A 14,929-nucleotide genomic window follows, 5' to 3' on the forward strand; every position below is an offset into this window, starting at 1 on the left:
GGCCGGTGACCGGCCTGGGGAAGGGCACGGTGGCTGCCGGGATCAGCCCCCTCGAACGTGCGAACCATGGAAAACTGGCAGTCATGTGTGGCAGGTATGCGTCCAGCAGTACGCAGCAGGACCTCGTCTCGTTGTTCGAAATCGAGCGCTACGAACCGGCTGAGGCCTTGGTCCCGGACTTCAACGTGGCGCCGACGAAGCAGGTGTACGCCGTACTCGAACGTTCCCTGGAACCGGACGGGCCGCCGGTGCGCCAGTTGCGGACGCCCCGGTGGGGCCTGGTTCCGTCCTGGGCCAAGGAGGTGTCCATCGGTGCGAAGATGATCAATGCGCGGGCCGAGACGGTGCATGAGAAACCGGCCTACCGCAAGCCGTTCGCGTCAAAGCGGTGCCTGATCCCGGCCGACGGCTACTACGAGTGGGCTCCGTCCATCGGGGGAGGGGACTTCGCCACCCTCCCCCAAGCCCCCTCCCCCCGGATCCTCGTCGCGGCTGACGGATCCAAGAAGGCGGTGTCCCGCAAGCAGCCCTATTACATCCGGAACGAGGACGGCTCGCCGCTGGTCTTCGCAGGTCTGTACGAATGGTGGCGGGACCGCACCAAACCCGACGATGAGCCCACCGGCTGGCTGTGGACCTGCACAGTGATCACCACGGACGCCGAGCAGGCGCTGGCGAAGATCCACCACCGGATGCCCCTGATCATGGAGCGGGCGAAGTGGGACGCCTGGCTGGACCCGACGCTGACCGGCACCGACCAGGTCCGCGGGCTCCTGGAACCCCCCAAGCCGGGCCTGGTGACCGCTTATGCGGTGTCCACGGAGGTGAATTCCGTACGGAACAACGACCCGCACCTCGTGGAGCCGATCACCGCCGAAGAGGTCCTCGGTGATGAAACCCTCTTCTAGGAGCATCAGTACGCCCGTCGGTGACGCGCGGGTGACCGTCCACCGGGCGGCGGACCCGGTCTGCTGGCTGGTCTCCTCACACGGCGCGGGCGGCGGAATCGACGCCCGCGACCTGGCCGCGCTGGCTGCTGGACTGCCGGAACTCGGCATCACTGTCGCGCTGGTGGAGCAGCCCTGGCGGGTGGCGGGCAAGAAGATCGCCCCCGCGCCGAAGACGCTGGACGCAGCCTGGGTGCCGGTCATCGAAGCCCTCCGTAGGGAGGACATCCACGGGTTGCCGTTCGCCGTGTCAGGCCGCAGCGCCGGGGCGCGGGTGGCCTGCCGTACGGCCGTGGAAACCGGTGCGCACGCCGTTGTCGCACTGGCCTTCCCGCTGTACCCGCCCAGGAAGGCGGCGCGGAATGGAACAGCTGCCCCGCAGCGGTCCCGGGCCGCCGAACTGCTCGGGACCGGCGTGCCGACCCTGGTCATCCAGGGGGAACGGGATGCGTTCGGTGGCCCCGGCGAGTTCCCGGCGGGGGACTACGACCTGGTCCCAGTACCGTCCGGGGACCACGGATTCGCCGTCCTGAAACGGGCTCCGGTCACCCAGGAAGAGGTGATTTCGGTCATTGTGGACAACGTCGCCCGGTGGGTGGAAAAACAGCTGGCCCACCGGTGACCGGTTGGGAATGATCGCCCTGGAATCCGTGTTGTGACAGGACGAACCCTCGACGCCCGGAGGCCAACCGATGCTGAAGACCTGCACATCGCCCAGCAGGAGCGATGCCCCGTATCTCGACCTGCCCCAGTGGTCGGGCGGCGGTGAAGCAGGTGGGTCAGTATCGTCGAGTGTGATCGGACGCCTTCCCGCGTCCCGGTCCGACCGTCGCCCCGTTGAGGAGGTGGGTCCGGTAGCGGACTCAGTGGAAGAGGCCATACAGGCCGAGGAGACACTCGAACAGCGCAGCGCGCGGTTTGAGCGTGACGCCTTGCCGTTCCTGGACCAGATGTACTCGGCGGCGCTGCGGATGACCCGCAACCCCGCCGACGCCGAAGACCTCCTCCAGGAGACCTTCGCCAAGGCGTACGCATCGTTCCACCAGTACCGCGACGGCACGAACCTCAAGGCGTGGCTGTACCGCATCCTCACCAACACCTTCATCAACAACTACCGCAAGAAGCAGCGGCAGCCCCTCCAGTCCAACTCCGAGGAGATCGAGGACTGGCAGCTCGCCCGCGCCGAGTCGCACATGTCGACCGGTCTGCGCTCGGCCGAGGCCCAGGCGCTCGACGGCCTCCCGGACTCCGACGTCAAGGAAGCCCTGCAGGCCATCGGCGAGGACTTCCGCATCGCGGTCTACCTGGCCGACGTCGAGGGTTTCCCGTACAAGGAAATCGCCGACATCATGGGAACGCCGATCGGCACCGTGATGTCGCGGCTGCACCGGGGCAGGCGACAGCTGCGCACCCTCCTTGAGGACTACGCGCGGGACCGCGGGCTGGTGGCAGCCGTTTCGCGTCCCGTGGAACAGAAAGGCTCGATGGCATGAGCTGCGGCGACCCGCACGAGGTGGACTGCTCCCTGATCCTCGGCCGCCTCTACGAGTACATCGACAACGAGATCGACGAGGCGGACTGCGGCAGCATCCGCACCCACCTGGACGAGTGCTTCCCGTGCCTGGAGAAGTACGGCCTGGAGCAGGCCGTCAAGGAGCTCGTGCACCGCTCCTGCGGCTGCGACGAGGTCCCGGCCGACCTGCGGACCAAGGTCCTCGCCCGGATCCAGACGGTGCGCCTCCTGGTCGAATCGGGACAGCCGCTGACGGGGCTGACCGAGATCGAGGTGACCGAGGTGACCGAGGTGACCACCGTCGTCGAGACGGTGGAAACCGTCGTCGAAGTACGCAACAGCGGCTGAAACGCCCCAAGCCGCCGGACGCACTTTGGACCGCGACATGTAGTCGTACCGTCTGACATTCACTCGATCGGGTTGTTTCCGCGGTGACGTGACGGCGTAAAACGGTCAACTGTCCAGCAGTGCGATATCGCCTACCTATTGTCGGTGGCTGAGGGACGCACCCGCCGACGGCGGGTGCGTCCACAGTCTCCGTGCGAGGAGGTGGGTGCCGCATGCTGCCGCTTGAGACGACCGGTGGACAGCGCGCGCAGTGCGGGGCGGATCCGTTTGTGGTCACCCTCACCCTGCTCCGCTCGGAAGGCCCTGAGTGTGTGTCCGGCGAGGCCGTCGTGCGCACACTCCTGCAGGCCCTGGGCTTCAAGGACGACTACACCAGGCAGCACTGCGAACGCGTGTCCGACACCAGCGGCCTGATCGCCCGTCGGATCGGCCTGCCCGAGGCCCGTGTCGCCCTCGTGCGCTACGCCGGGGCGCTGCACGACGTCGGCAAACTCGCGATCCCGACGAAGGTCCTGTGCAAGCCGGGCCCGCTCGACTCCGTCGAGATGGACCTGATCCGCCGCCACCCCACGCACGGCGCGGAGCTGGTGCGCGACCTGACGTTCCTCGGCGAGGCCCGTGGCGGCATCCTCCACCACCACGAACGCATGGACGGCCGCGGCTACCCCGCCGGACTGGCCGGCGAGGCCATCCCGGAGGCGGCCCGGGTGGTCGCCGTCGCGGACGCCTACGACTCGATGACGTCCACCCGTTGCTACCGTCGGGCCCGCCCCGCCGAACAGGCCCTGGCGGAGCTGCGCCGGTGCAGCGGCACGCAGTTCGACCCGCGGATGGTCGAGGCGCTCGCCGAAGTGCTGTGACTCCGGCCCGCGCACTGTGAGACAACACCTACAAATCCAGCTCACGGACCTTGTCGGTTCCGCCGACAGGTTTAAGCGGCCCCGGCGTGGTTGGATTTCCTCAGGACTTTGCTGTGCTGATCCATGGGGCCCGTGATCCGGGCCAGAAGGAGGAACCGCGATGGCCGAGGAGGTCTACGCCGAGATGGTCGCTAACGTCGCCCAGATCGTGGCTGCGGAAGGTGACACTGTCGAGGCCGGGGCGACGCTCGTGATCCTGGAGTCCATGAAGATGGAGATCCCGGTCCTCACCGAGCACGCCGGAACCGTTTCGGCGATCAAGGTGGCCGAGGGCGATGTCATCCAGGAAGGCGACCTGATCGCCGTCATCGCCTAGGCGGCCGCTCAGGCGTTCCCCCGCACCCCGCCAGCGGGGCGGTTGCCTAGTTGTTCGACCGTACGCCGTGCTCGACGCATTTCGCGGTCCAGCCGCGCGGGGTGACCTGTACGACCATGCGGCGACGGCACCCGGCGCAGTAGCGCGGCGGCTCCAGCTCGCGCCGCCGCGCACACGACTCGTGGGCGGCGTCGGCGGACTCTCCGCACTGGTCGCACCAGGTGGGGGTCACGGTTCTCCCTAGTGTGCTGATTGAAGCGCTGCGTGTTGATTGAAGCGCTATGTGCTGATTGAAGCGCTGCGTGCTCATTGACGCGCTGGATGTCGATCGAAGGCATTGCAGCAGGCAGCGTACCGATCCTCACAACACAGGTCCGGGGCCGTCCCGCGAGCATCCGCTCGGTGGAAGGACCCGGACCATTTTCACCGAGGGCCCCAGCGCCAGTCTCAGCAGCAGCGGAAGTTCTTCCGGGGGTCCTGCTCCTCCTCAGCGGTGCGCCAGTGCTGGAACTGCCGGGCCGTCATGACGTCGGCCGCCGCGCCGTGCACGCGCCTGCGGTGGGCGACGTACCGCTCGTAGTCGGCGTCGCCGCTGACCTGGCGGAGGTACCAGACCCCCGCCCGCCAGGCCCTCTTCAACACGGCGGCCATCAGTGCCCCCGGGGCTCCGGCGGTCCGGCCGCCGCCAGTTCGCGCTTCTCCCGCGCCGTGGGGATCAGCCCGGCCGGGGCGACGAGTTTCGACTGCACGTACTCGGACTCCTTCATCTTCAGCGGTTCACCCGCCCGGACCGCCTTGACGCACACCCGGGTCGCGTCGGCGATCACGATCAGCACGAGGACCGCGAAGAGTGCCGACAGGACGCCGTTGACCGTCGAGTTCGTGACGACCTGGTGCATGTCGTCCATGTTCTTGGCCGGGGCGAGCACCTTTCCGGCGTCGATCGCGTCGGCGTACTTGTCCCGCTGTGCGAAGAAGCCGAGCTTCGTGTCGTCGGAGAACACCTTCTGGTAGCTCGCGGTCAGCGTGACGGCGACGTCCCACACCAGCGGGACACCGGTCACCCAGGCCCATTTGAGCCGTCCGGACTTCACCAGGATCGTGGTGGCCACGGTCAGCGCGACGGCCGCCAGGAGCTGGTTCGCGATGCCGAACAGCGGGAACAGCTGGTTGATCCCGCCCAGCGGGTCGGTGACGCCGGTCCACAGGAAATAGCCCCAGGCCATGACGACGACCGCGCTGGTGGCCCACAGGCCGGGCTTCCAGCTGACGTTGCCGAGCGGCTTCCACACGTTGCCGAGGGCGTCCTGGAGCATGAACCGGCCGACGCGGGTGCCGGCGTCGACCGTGGTGAGGATGAACAGCGCCTCGAACATGATCGCGAAGTGGTACCAGAAGGCCTTCATCGAATCCCCGCCGATCACCTCCGAGAAGATGTTCGACATACCGACGGCGAGCGTCGGGGCGCCGCCGGTGCGGGCGACCAGTGAGGACTCGTCAACTGCCTTGGCGGCGGCGGTGAGCTGGTCGGGGGTGATGGAAAAACCAAGGTGCTGCACGGCCTGGGAGGCTGATTCGGCCGTCGTGCCGAGGAGTCCGGACGGCGCGTTCATCGCGAAGTACAAGCCGGGGTCGAGGATCGACGCGGCGATCAGCGCCATGATGGCGACGAACGACTCCATCAGCATCGCGCCGTAGCCGATCAGCCGGACCTGCGACTCCTTCTCGATCATCTTCGGCGTGGTGCCGGACGAGATGAGGGCGTGGAATCCGGACAGCGCGCCGCAGGCGATCGTGATGAAGACGAATGGGAACAACGCACCAGAGAACACCGGGCCCTGCCCGCTGGAGGCGAACTTCGAGATCGCGTCGGCCTTCAGGTTCGGCAGGGTGACGAGGACGCCGACCGCCATCAACCCGATGACGCCGACCTTCATGAACGTCGACAGGTAGTCGCGCGGCGCGAGCAGCATCCACACCGGCAGCACCGAGGCGACAAAGCCGTACACGATCAGGCAGATCACCAGCGTCTTGGGCTCCAGGGTGAACGCCCCGGCCCACGACGAGTCCTGCACCCAGCCCCCGGCGACGATGGCGAGCAGCAGCAGGGACACGCCGATCAGCGAGGTCTCCAGGACCTTCCCCGGTCGCAGGATGTGCAGGTAGACACCCATGAACAGCGCGATCGGGATGGTCATCGCGATCGAGAACACACCCCACGGGGAGTGCGACAGCGCGTTCACGATGATCATCGCAAGCACCGCAAGCAGGATGATCATGATGGCGAACACCGCGAAGATCGCCGCGACCCCGCCCACCGGGCCGATCTCCTCCCGGGCCAGTTGGCCGAGCGACTTGCCGTCCCGGCGCATCGAGAAGAACAGCACGATCATGTCCTGCACGGCCCCGGCGAAGATCACGCCGGCCACGATCCAGATCGTGCCGGGCAGATAACCCATCTGTGCCGCGAGCACCGGGCCGACCAGCGGTCCCGCACCGGCGATCGCCGCGAAGTGGTGGCCGAGCAGCACCCGCCGGTCGGTCGGCTGGAAATCGACGCCGTTGTCGAGGCGTTCGGCCGGCGTGGCCCGGTTGTCGTCCGTGCGCAGCACCTTGCGCACGATGAACCTGGCGTAGAACCGGTAGGCGATGGCGTAGGAGCCCAGCGCCGCGGAGAGCAGCCACAACGCCGAAACGTTCTCGCCGCGGGCCAGCGCCACAACACCCCACGAGACCGCGCCGACCAGGGCTACGGCGGACCAGACGATCACATCGCGCGTCGACGGCCTCTTGCGGACTGTCTTCTCTTGGGTCTTGTCTTCGGTCGTTCCGCTGCTCATCGAGCCGTCTCCTGCGCTGGAGTCTGGTTCCGGGTGGCCCGTAACCTACTCGTTGGAGATCGTCCGGGCATAGAGGCACGGGGTTTCCCGAAACCGCCTAAAAGACGTGAAGCATGCGAAACGCCCGCGACGGGATCTTGAAAACCAAGATCCGTCGCGGGCGTTTCGCAGGAGTCGGCCGTACTCGACCGTCTGACACGTCAGAGCGTGTCGTTCAGCGCCTTCACCGGCATCTTCAGCTCAGCGAGCAGCTCCAGGTCGCTCTCCGGCTTACGGCCCAGCGTCGTCAGGTAGTTGCCGACGATGACCGCGTTGATGCCGCCGAGCAGGCCCTGTGCGGTGCCCAGGTCGCCCAGGGCGATCTCCCGGCCGCCCGCGTACCGCAGGATCGTGCGCGGCAGCGCGAGGCGGAAAGCCCCGATGATCTTCAGCGCCTCGCGCGGCTCGATCACCGTCTGGTCGGCGAACGGCGTGCCGGGGCGCGGGTTGAGGAAGTTCAACGGCACCTCGTCCGGCTCCAGCTCGGCCAGCTGTGCGGAGAACTCCGCGCGCTGCTCGGGCGACTCGCCCATGCCGACGATGCCGCCGCAGCACACCTCCATGCCAGCCGCGCGCACCATGCGCAGGGTCTCCCAGCGCTCTTCCCAGGTGTGCGTGGTGACCACGTTCGTGAAGTACGAGCGAGCCGTCTCCAGGTTGTGGTTGTAGCGGTGGATGCCCATGTCGGCCAGCTCGTCGACCTGATCCTGGGTCAGCATGCCCAGGGAAGCGGCGACGTTGATGTCGACGGCCTCCTTGATGGCCTTGACGCCGTCCCGCATCTGCTTCATGAGCTTGTCGTCGGGACCGCGTACGGCGGCCACGATGCAGAACTCGGTCGCCCCGGTCGCGGCAGTCTCCACGGCGGCCTTGACGAGGGACGGGATGTCCAGCCAGGCGGCGCGCACGGGGGAGGGGAACAGCCCCGACTGGGAGCAGAAGTGGCAGTCCTCGGGGCAGCCGCCGGTCTTGACGGAGATGATGCCCTCAACCTCGACCTCCGGGCCGCAGTGCCGCATCCGCACCTCGTGGGCGAGCTGCAGCAGTTCGTCAAGGCGGCCGTCGGGCAGTCGCAGCACCCGCAGGACCTGGTCTTCGGTCAGGCCGCGGCCTTCTTCGAGGACCTGCTGACGGGCTATGGCCAGAATGTCGTCGACGTCCGACACTGTGGACTGATCAAGAAGTTCTGTCACGGGGAACCTCGCAAGGGATCGTGGGCCGCCCGGAACGCGGCCGGGTCGAACGTACCGCCCAGTGCCGGGGACAGGCTCGATCGGGATGCCACAAGGAATTCAGCCGGATGTAGTGCACCCGCCCCGGCCGGGACCACCCCGGCCAGTGGACGGGCCGCCATGGTTTCCAGATCGCGTACGTTGCACCGCTGCGCGAGGTCCGGCTCCACGGGCCAGGAGCCGATCACGACCCCGGCCAGGTCGAGTCCGCGGTGGGCCATCGCCTCCAGGGTCAGCGCGGTGTGGTTCAGCGTGCCGAGGTCGGGCCTGGCCACCACCAGCACCTGCGCGGACAGCTCGTGCGCGAGGTCGGCGAGAGTGGTGCCGTCTTCGTCGAACCGCACGAGCAGGCCGCCCGCGCCCTCGACGATCACCAGGCGATTGCTCTCGGTCAGCGTCCGTACGCGTTTGGCGACTTCGTACAGATCGACCGGCGGCAGGCCGGAGACCCTCGACGCGGCGGCTGGGGAGAGCGGGTCCGGATAGCGCGCGTATTCGTACAACCGCGCTTCGGTGAGCCCGGCCAGGTGCCCGACCTCCTGGAGGTCGCCGCGTTCGTGCGGCTCCAGGCCCGTCTGTGCGGCCTTGACCACCGCGACGGACGAGCCGCGCGCGGCGGCCAGTGCCGCGACGGCGGCGGTGACGACGGTCTTACCCACACCGGTGTCGGTCCCGGAGACCACGAGGATGCTCACCCGAAGAACCATAAACCGTACGGAGATTCCGGGACCTTCGTCCCGCGGATCCGGGGCGTTCGGCCCGGGTGGCCGCCGTCCCGCTGCGGAAGGATCACTTAAGTGAGCGTGCAGCCCGGGAGGTGCAACACACCTTTCGGGCGTGCGACTTGCGGTCTCAGCACACGGTTGACGGAGCGAACGGCAAATTCACTCCGAGCCCGGCGGGTGGGCGTGAAATGGTCTTCACGCGCACCGGCCGGGCTCTGTGCTGTCTGTCACTTTCCGGGTGTCAACCGACGGCTCAGGGAGCCGGCCGCCGCAGCCGCGCCACGAACTTGTAGCGGTCGCCGCGGTAGACCGAGCGCACCCACTCCACGGGACGGCCCTCGGTGTCAAAGCTGTGCCGCACAAGCAGCAGCAGCGGTAGTCCGGCGTCGGTGCCGAGCAGTCCCGCCTCACGGGGGTTGGCCATCGAGGTTTCAATGGTCTCCACGGCCTCGCCGAGGTGGACGCCGTACGCCTCCCCCAGGGCGGTGTACAGCGATTTGTACTTCACCAGCTGCCGGCGCAGGTTCGGGAACAGCTTCGTGGAGAGGTGCGACGCCTCAATGGCCATCGGCTCACCGTCGGCGAGCCGCAGCCGCTCGATCCGCAGCACTTTGCTGTTCGGCCTGATGTCCAGCCGCTCGGCCAGTTCCTCGTCTGCCGCGATGTAGCCGACGTCGAGCAGCCTGCTGGCCGGCTGGAGGCCCTGGGCCTGCATGTCCTCGGTGTACGAGGTCAGTTGCAGGTTCTGCGCGACCTTCGGCTTGGCGACGAAGGTGCCCCGGCCCTGGATGCGCTCCAGGCGGCCTTCGATGACGAGCTCCTGGAGCGCCTGGCGCACCGTCGTACGGGAGATGTCGAACTCGCCGGCGAGCGTGCGCTCGGGCGGCACCGGGGTGCCCGGCGGGCAGGTCCTGGTCAGTTCGAGCAGGTGTCGTTTGAGGCGGTAGTACTTCGGCACGCGTGGTGCCGCCTCGGCGCCTGGCGCCTCTGCCGTCACCGCGGCTCCCACGGCTGTGCCAGCCGCCGTCCCCACCGGGTTGTCCGCGTTCACGTTGTGCCCTCCTGACCCGTTCGGCCCCCATCGTGGCATGTACAGGCGCCGCCGGGGACGCGGTGTGCCGATGTCACTCTCCATGACGCTTTTGTAACGCACGGATGTCAGAAGTCCCCCAACCTTGACACTCGAATTGGTGTATGCCAATCTCCAAAATGGTCTAAACCATTGAGGTCACCGCGCATCCCTCATTCACGGTTCGCTCACCTTCCTTCCCAGTTCCAGTAGGTCTTGACACGTGTCACCCCAGGTGACCGGCGAGAGTCCTGCGGAAGGTCGCGAATTGAACTGCAGCGGTACCTGGCATCCTGAGGAGGATGAGTGAAGCGTCGTCTTCTCGTCGCGGCTGGAGTCGCGGCGGCGCTGACCGGAATGGCCGCCTGCGGCGGTTCTGACGGTGACAAAAAGCCTGCTGCCGACAGCAGTGCGGCTGCCCCCGCGGGCGGTGGTGGCGGCAAGACCGTCACCATGTGGCTGATGAAGGGCACCGCCCCGGACGACTACATCGCGTCGTTCAAGGCCGACTTCGAGGCCAAGCACGCGGGCGTCAAGCTCAACGTGCAGATCCAGGAGTGGAACGGCATCGGCCTGAAGGTCACCGGCGCGCTCGCCTCCAAGGGCGGCCCGGACGTGATCGAGGTCGGCAACACGCAGGTCGCCGAGTACACCGCCAGCGGCGGCGTCAAGGACATGTCCTCGAAGGTCGCTGAGCTGGGTGGCAAGGACTGGATCCCCGGTCTGGCCAACCCCGGCAAGCTGGACGGCAAGCAGTACGGCGTGCCGTTCTACGCCGCCAACCGCGTTGTGATCTACAACAAGGACATGTGGTCCGCGGCGGGTCTCACCGAGACGCCGAAGACCCGTGACGAGTGGATCGCCGCCACCGAGAAGCTGAACAAGGCCGACCAGCAGGGCATCTACCTGCCCGGCAAGAACTGGTACGTCTACTCCGGCTTCCTGTGGGACGAGAACGGTGACCTCGCCACGAAGGACGGCGACAAGTGGAAGGGTGGTGTCGGCACCCCCCAGGGCGTCGCCGCCGCGGACTTCTACAAGAAGCTCCAGGCGCTCGGCAAGGGCCCGAAGGACGGCGACGAGGCCACTCCGCTCCAGGCTGACGTCGTTGCGCAGGGCAAGATCGCCCAGTTCGTCGCCGTCCCCGGCGAGGCCGCCACGGTCATCAAGTCCAACCCGGCGCTGAAGGACAAGTTCGGGTTCTTCCCGATCCCGGGCAAGACCGCCGACAAGCCCGGCGCGGTCGTCACCGGTGGTTCGGACCTGATCATCCCGGAGTCCTCGGGAAACCAGGACCTGGCGTACGACGTCATCAAGGCGCTGAACAGCGACGAGTGGCAGACCAAGCTGGCCATCGCCAGCTCCTACGTGCCGAGCAAGACCACCCTGGCCACCTCGGTCTCGGCCGACCCGGGCTCCGCTGCCCAGGCCCGTGCCGCGATCAACGGCCGCGCCACCCCGAACTCGCCCAACTGGGCCGCGGTCGAGGGTAAGAACCCGGTCAAGGACTACCTCACCAAGGTCCTGACCGGCGGCGACGCGATGGGCGCAGGCAAGGACGCCGACGCCGTCATCGAGAAGGCGCTCAACGCGAAGCAGTAAACCTCAGCGCTGCGCGAGCAGAGCCGAGTTGGGGCTAGCATGGAAAAAATGCCTGATTGATCCTTTTTAAGGTGAAATCACCCCGTGGTGAAGCGGTCCCCACGGGCCCTTCCTCCTGAAGCCCCACGTGAGACGTACCGACGCGGACGTACCCCGTACCGCACCGGAACGCAGGACGGCACCTCGTCCGCACCGTGGTCCAGCGCTTCAGAGGAAGGGCCCGTGGCCCGCGCTCCAGAAGTTCCCAGCCCCGTGCAACACCCGACCAATGGGAAGGCAGCTGTGTCAGCCACCCAGGAAGACGCGGTCGTCAAGCAGCCCGAGAAGCACGCTGCCGACGAACCGCCCGCGTCTCACCGCGTCCGCAGGCCAGGCGCGGCGATCAACCGGATCTGGCCGTACCTGATGGTGGCGCCGGCGATCGTCGGTATCGCCGTACTGCTGCTCTACCCGTTCGTCAAAAGCCTGGTCATCTCCTTCCAGCACTTCCGCTTCCGCGAGCTGATCAGCGGAGACGTCAAGTGGGTCGGCTTCGAGAACTATTCGACCGTCCTCAACGACTCCGAGTTCTGGCAGGTGGTCCGCCGGACCTTCGTCTTCACAGCGGTCAACGTCGTGCTGATCATGGTGATCGGCACCCTGGTCGCTTTGCTGCTGAACAAGCTCGGCAAGAAGATGCGCTTCACCGTGCTCATAGGCCTGATCATGGCCTGGGCCACCCCGGTGATCGCGGCGACCACGGTCTTCCAGTGGCTGTTCCAGTCCCAGCTCGGTGTTGTGAACTGGCTCCTGGTCAAGATCGGCTTTTCGTCCTTCGAGGGACACAGCTGGCTGGCCGACGGCCGGTCCGCGATGGCGATCATCATCCTGCTGATCGTCTGGCAGTCGGTGCCCTTCGCGGCGCTGACGATCTACGCGGCCCTGACCACCATCCCCACCGAGTTGTACGAGTCCGCACGCCTCGACGGCGCGGGCCCGGTGGGTGTCTTCCGGCTGGTCACCTTCCCGATGATCCGCCCGATCTTCGCCCTGGTCACCTCGCTTGAGGTCATCTGGGTGTTCAAGTCCTTCGCGCAGATCTGGGCCATCACCCAGGGCGGACCCGACGGCGAGACCACCACGCTGCCGGTCTACGCCTACCAAGTGGCCATGACCTTGAAGAAGTTCGACGCGAGCTCGGCGATCTCCATCCTGACGGTGGCGATCCTCGCTCTGCTGCTCGCCTTCTACTTCCGGCAGATGTTCAAGCAGGAGCGGGAGTCCGAGAAGTGACGCAGACAAGCTCCGTGAAGCAGACGCCTTCCCCAGTGAAGAAGCCGTCCTCGAAGAAGTCGCGTTCGCTGCGGCAGACACGCATCCTGAAGAAGGTGCCGCTGAACGTTGCGGCGCTGATCGTCACCCTGTTCTCCGCCTTCCCGGTCTACTGGATGATCTCCACGGCCTTCAAGCCGAACAAGGACATCCAGTCCGAGACCCCGCAGTTCATCCCCACCTCGCCGACCTTCGACCACTTCACGACCGCGATGAACGCGGACGGGTTCTGGGGCTTCTGGCGCAACAGCCTCTACGTCGCCGTCGGCGGCGTGCTGCTTGCTCTGATCGTCGCCTTGTTCGCCGCCTACGCGGTGTCGCGGATGAGCTGGAAGGGCCGTACGCCCTTCATCATCATGGTGTTCATCGCGCAGATGGCACCGTGGGAAGCACTCCTGGTCCCGGTGTTCATCATCGCCCGCGACTCGGACATGCTGGACAACCTGACCACGCTGACGCTGCTCTACTTCGTGATGACACTGCCGTTCACGCTCGTGACGCTGCGCGGGTTCCTCGCCGCGGTGCCGCCGGAGCTCGAAGAGGCCGCGCGGGTGGACGGCGCGACCCGCTTCCAGGCGTTCCGGAAGGTCATCTTCCCGCTGCTCGCCCCCGGCCTGCTGTCAACCTCACTGTTCGGCTTCATCACCGCGTGGAACGAGTTCGCCTTCGCGAACATGCTGCTCATCAACAACCCGGACCAGAAGACCCTGCCGAAGTGGCTGTCGTCGTTCAACGACGCCTTCGGTACGGACTGGGGCGCCACGATGGCGGCATCCACGATGTTCATGCTGCCCGTACTCATCATCTTCCTGGTCCTTCAGGGCCGGGTGACCTCGGGGGCGACCGCAGGCGCGGTCAAGGGCTGACCGGCCCGCTTCCCCCGGCAGTACGCACCGACCCATAGGAGTAAGGCATATGACCGCCACCGCACCGGCCGTCCCCGGCTCGATCATGACCGTGGAGATGGCCGAGCAGCCGGCCGTCCTCGCCCGCATCCTCGGCGAAGGCCGCCCGGCCGTCGCCGCCGTCGCCGCGGAGATCAAGAAGCGCGCCCCGCGCTTTGTGCTCTTCACCGCCCGCGGTACGTCCGACCACGCGGCGCTGTACGCCAAGTACCTCGTCGAGGTGAAGCTCGGCCTCCCCGCCGGCCTGACCTCGATGTCGACCACCACGGCCTACCACGCCAAGCCGGACCTCCGGGACGTCCTGGTGATCACGGTGTCGCAGTCCGGCGGTTCGCCGGACCTGGTCGCCTCCACCGAAGCAGCCCGTGCCGCCGGCGCGCTGACCCTGTCAGTCACCAACAACGCGGCCTCGCCGCTGGCCGCCGTCTCCGAACTGCACCTCGACGTGCTGGCCGGGCCGGAGAAGGCCACCCCGGCCACCAAGACTTACACCGCCCAGCTCCTCACTCTCTTCCTGCTCATTGAGGAACTGGCCGACAGCGTCAGCACGGACGCGGACGCGCTCCCGGACCTCGCGGCGGGCATCCTCGACCGCCGGGCCGAGGTCGCCTCGATCGCCCAGCGCTACCGGTTCGCCGACCGCCTGGTGCTGACTTCGCGCGGATACGCGTACCCGACGGCCCGCGAGGGCGCGCTGAAGATCATGGAGACCAGTTACCTGGCGGCCCACGCCTTCTCCGGCGCGGACCTGCTGCACGGCCCGCTGGCCATGGTCGACAACGTCAGCCCGGTCATCGCGATCGTCCCCGAGGGCGCGGGCGGCAACGCCCTGGCCCCGGTCCTGGAGCGCCTGCACGGGCGCGGCGCCGACCTGTGCGTGCTCGGCACCAGGGACGCCGTCGACGGAGCGTCCACCGGCTTCGTCCTCCCGTCGGGCGTTGCCGAAGAGGTCGCGCCGATCCTGCAGATCATCCCGCTGCAGCAGCTGGCGTACGAGATCTCGATCGGCCGCGGCTTCGACCCGGACTTCCCGAGGGCGCTGGCGAAGGTCACTGAAACGCACTGAACTGATCCGGGCTCCAAGCACGGCGTTCTCCTCCCGCTGCCTTCGCTTCGCTCAGGCATCGGTCGGCGCCGTGCGTCGCCCGGCTAACTGCGTCCT

General features: G+C 67.3%; 16 protein-coding genes. 10 read left to right on the forward strand and 6 right to left on the reverse strand.

Going from position 1 to position 14,929, the window contains the following annotated elements; translation table 11 throughout:
- Positions 1-83: 83 nt before the first annotated feature.
- From AC0Z36_RS12905 to AC0Z36_RS12930, 6 genes are all read left to right on the forward strand, one after another.
- A complete protein-coding gene (locus tag AC0Z36_RS12905) occupies positions 84-908 on the forward strand; it encodes an SOS response-associated peptidase (RefSeq protein ID WP_485462975.1) in 825 nt (274 codons plus the stop codon).
- Positions 892-1,569, forward strand: coding sequence for an alpha/beta hydrolase family protein (locus tag AC0Z36_RS12910; RefSeq protein ID WP_485462957.1), 678 nt, complete (start codon positions 892-894; stop codon positions 1,567-1,569). Before AC0Z36_RS12905 ends, AC0Z36_RS12910 begins: the two co-directional genes overlap by 17 nt.
- Before the next feature lie 73 nt (positions 1,570-1,642).
- Positions 1,643-2,440: a sigma-70 family RNA polymerase sigma factor gene (locus tag AC0Z36_RS12915; RefSeq protein WP_485462976.1), complete on the forward strand. Its 798-nt coding sequence runs from the start codon at positions 1,643-1,645 to the stop codon at positions 2,438-2,440.
- A complete protein-coding gene (gene rsrA / locus AC0Z36_RS12920) occupies positions 2,437-2,808 on the forward strand; it encodes a mycothiol system anti-sigma-R factor (protein ID WP_485462958.1) in 372 nt (123 codons plus the stop codon). Before AC0Z36_RS12915 ends, rsrA begins: the two co-directional genes overlap by 4 nt.
- A 212-nt stretch (positions 2,809-3,020) precedes the next feature.
- Positions 3,021-3,668, forward strand: coding sequence for an HD-GYP domain-containing protein (locus AC0Z36_RS12925; RefSeq protein ID WP_485462959.1), 648 nt, complete (start codon positions 3,021-3,023; stop codon positions 3,666-3,668).
- 160 nt (positions 3,669-3,828) lie between these two features.
- Entirely contained in the window at positions 3,829-4,044 is a 216-nt protein-coding gene (locus tag AC0Z36_RS12930; RefSeq protein ID WP_485462960.1) for a biotin/lipoyl-binding carrier protein, read from the forward strand.
- A 46-nt stretch (positions 4,045-4,090) separates the two neighbouring features.
- Here the strand turns inward: AC0Z36_RS12930 and bsaP are convergent, their stop codons facing one another.
- The 6 genes from bsaP to AC0Z36_RS12960 all read right to left on the reverse strand — a co-directional run bounded on the left by bsaP (position 4,091) and on the right by AC0Z36_RS12960 (position 9,889).
- Complete coding sequence (gene bsaP, locus AC0Z36_RS12935; protein WP_485462961.1) at positions 4,091-4,276, reverse strand: biotin synthase auxiliary protein BsaP; 186 nt, start codon at positions 4,274-4,276, stop codon at positions 4,091-4,093.
- A gap of 215 nt (positions 4,277-4,491) precedes the next feature.
- Positions 4,492-4,695, reverse strand: a complete 204-nt coding sequence (locus tag AC0Z36_RS12940) for a CstA-like transporter-associated (seleno)protein (protein ID WP_485462962.1) — start codon at positions 4,693-4,695, stop codon at positions 4,492-4,494.
- Complete coding sequence (locus tag AC0Z36_RS12945) at positions 4,695-6,884, reverse strand: carbon starvation CstA family protein (protein ID WP_485462963.1); 2,190 nt, start codon at positions 6,882-6,884, stop codon at positions 4,695-4,697. Before AC0Z36_RS12945 ends, AC0Z36_RS12940 begins: the two co-directional genes overlap by 1 nt.
- 200 nt (positions 6,885-7,084) lie before the next feature.
- Positions 7,085-8,116, reverse strand: a complete 1,032-nt coding sequence (bioB, locus tag AC0Z36_RS12950) for a biotin synthase BioB (protein WP_485462964.1) — start codon at positions 8,114-8,116, stop codon at positions 7,085-7,087.
- Positions 8,113-8,850 (reverse strand): dethiobiotin synthase, encoded by a 738-nt coding sequence (gene bioD, locus AC0Z36_RS12955; RefSeq protein ID WP_485462965.1) that lies wholly within the window; start codon positions 8,848-8,850, stop codon positions 8,113-8,115. The genes bioB and bioD overlap by 4 nt, the downstream gene beginning before the upstream one ends.
- A 283-nt stretch (positions 8,851-9,133) precedes the next feature.
- A complete protein-coding gene (locus AC0Z36_RS12960) occupies positions 9,134-9,889 on the reverse strand; it encodes a GntR family transcriptional regulator (protein ID WP_485462977.1) in 756 nt (251 codons plus the stop codon).
- A gap of 366 nt (positions 9,890-10,255) precedes the next feature.
- Between AC0Z36_RS12960 and AC0Z36_RS12965 the strand changes: the two genes are divergently transcribed.
- The 4 genes from AC0Z36_RS12965 (at position 10,256) to AC0Z36_RS12980 (ending at position 14,833) form a co-directional block, all read left to right on the forward strand.
- Positions 10,256-11,551, forward strand: coding sequence for an extracellular solute-binding protein (locus tag AC0Z36_RS12965; RefSeq protein ID WP_485462966.1), 1,296 nt, complete (start codon positions 10,256-10,258; stop codon positions 11,549-11,551).
- 282 nt (positions 11,552-11,833) lie between these two features.
- A complete protein-coding gene (locus AC0Z36_RS12970) occupies positions 11,834-12,823 on the forward strand; it encodes a carbohydrate ABC transporter permease (protein ID WP_485462967.1) in 990 nt (329 codons plus the stop codon).
- Positions 12,820-13,728, forward strand: coding sequence for a carbohydrate ABC transporter permease (locus AC0Z36_RS12975; protein WP_485462968.1), 909 nt, complete (start codon positions 12,820-12,822; stop codon positions 13,726-13,728). Before AC0Z36_RS12970 ends, AC0Z36_RS12975 begins: the two co-directional genes overlap by 4 nt.
- A 49-nt stretch (positions 13,729-13,777) precedes the next feature.
- Positions 13,778-14,833 carry an SIS domain-containing protein gene (locus tag AC0Z36_RS12980; protein WP_485462969.1) on the forward strand — a complete coding sequence of 352 codons (1,056 nt, stop codon included), beginning with the start codon at positions 13,778-13,780 and terminating at the stop codon, positions 14,831-14,833.
- The last annotated feature ends 96 nt before the right edge of the window (positions 14,834-14,929 follow it).

The sequence above is a fragment of the Kitasatospora sp. UYEF31 genome (genome assembly GCF_057291755.1).

What these genes read in the sequence shown, in the direction of transcription:
- AC0Z36_RS12945 (WP_485462963.1), bottom strand. Translation starts at nt 6,884, where the DNA reads ATGAGCAGCGGAACGACCGAAGACAAGACCCAAGAGAAGACAGTCCGC.
- AC0Z36_RS12940 (WP_485462962.1), bottom strand. Translation starts at nt 4,695, where the DNA reads ATGGCCGCCGTGTTGAAGAGGGCCTGGCGGGCGGGGGTCTGGTACCTC.
- AC0Z36_RS12980 (WP_485462969.1), top strand. Translation starts at nt 13,778, where the DNA reads ATGACCGCCACCGCACCGGCCGTCCCCGGCTCGATCATGACCGTGGAG.
- AC0Z36_RS12925 (WP_485462959.1), top strand. Translation starts at nt 3,021, where the DNA reads ATGCTGCCGCTTGAGACGACCGGTGGACAGCGCGCGCAGTGCGGGGCG.
- AC0Z36_RS12930 (WP_485462960.1), top strand. Translation starts at nt 3,829, where the DNA reads ATGGCCGAGGAGGTCTACGCCGAGATGGTCGCTAACGTCGCCCAGATC.
- AC0Z36_RS12905 (WP_485462975.1), top strand. Translation starts at nt 84, where the DNA reads ATGTGTGGCAGGTATGCGTCCAGCAGTACGCAGCAGGACCTCGTCTCG.
- AC0Z36_RS12910 (WP_485462957.1), top strand. Translation starts at nt 892, where the DNA reads ATGAAACCCTCTTCTAGGAGCATCAGTACGCCCGTCGGTGACGCGCGG.
- rsrA (WP_485462958.1), top strand. Translation starts at nt 2,437, where the DNA reads ATGAGCTGCGGCGACCCGCACGAGGTGGACTGCTCCCTGATCCTCGGC.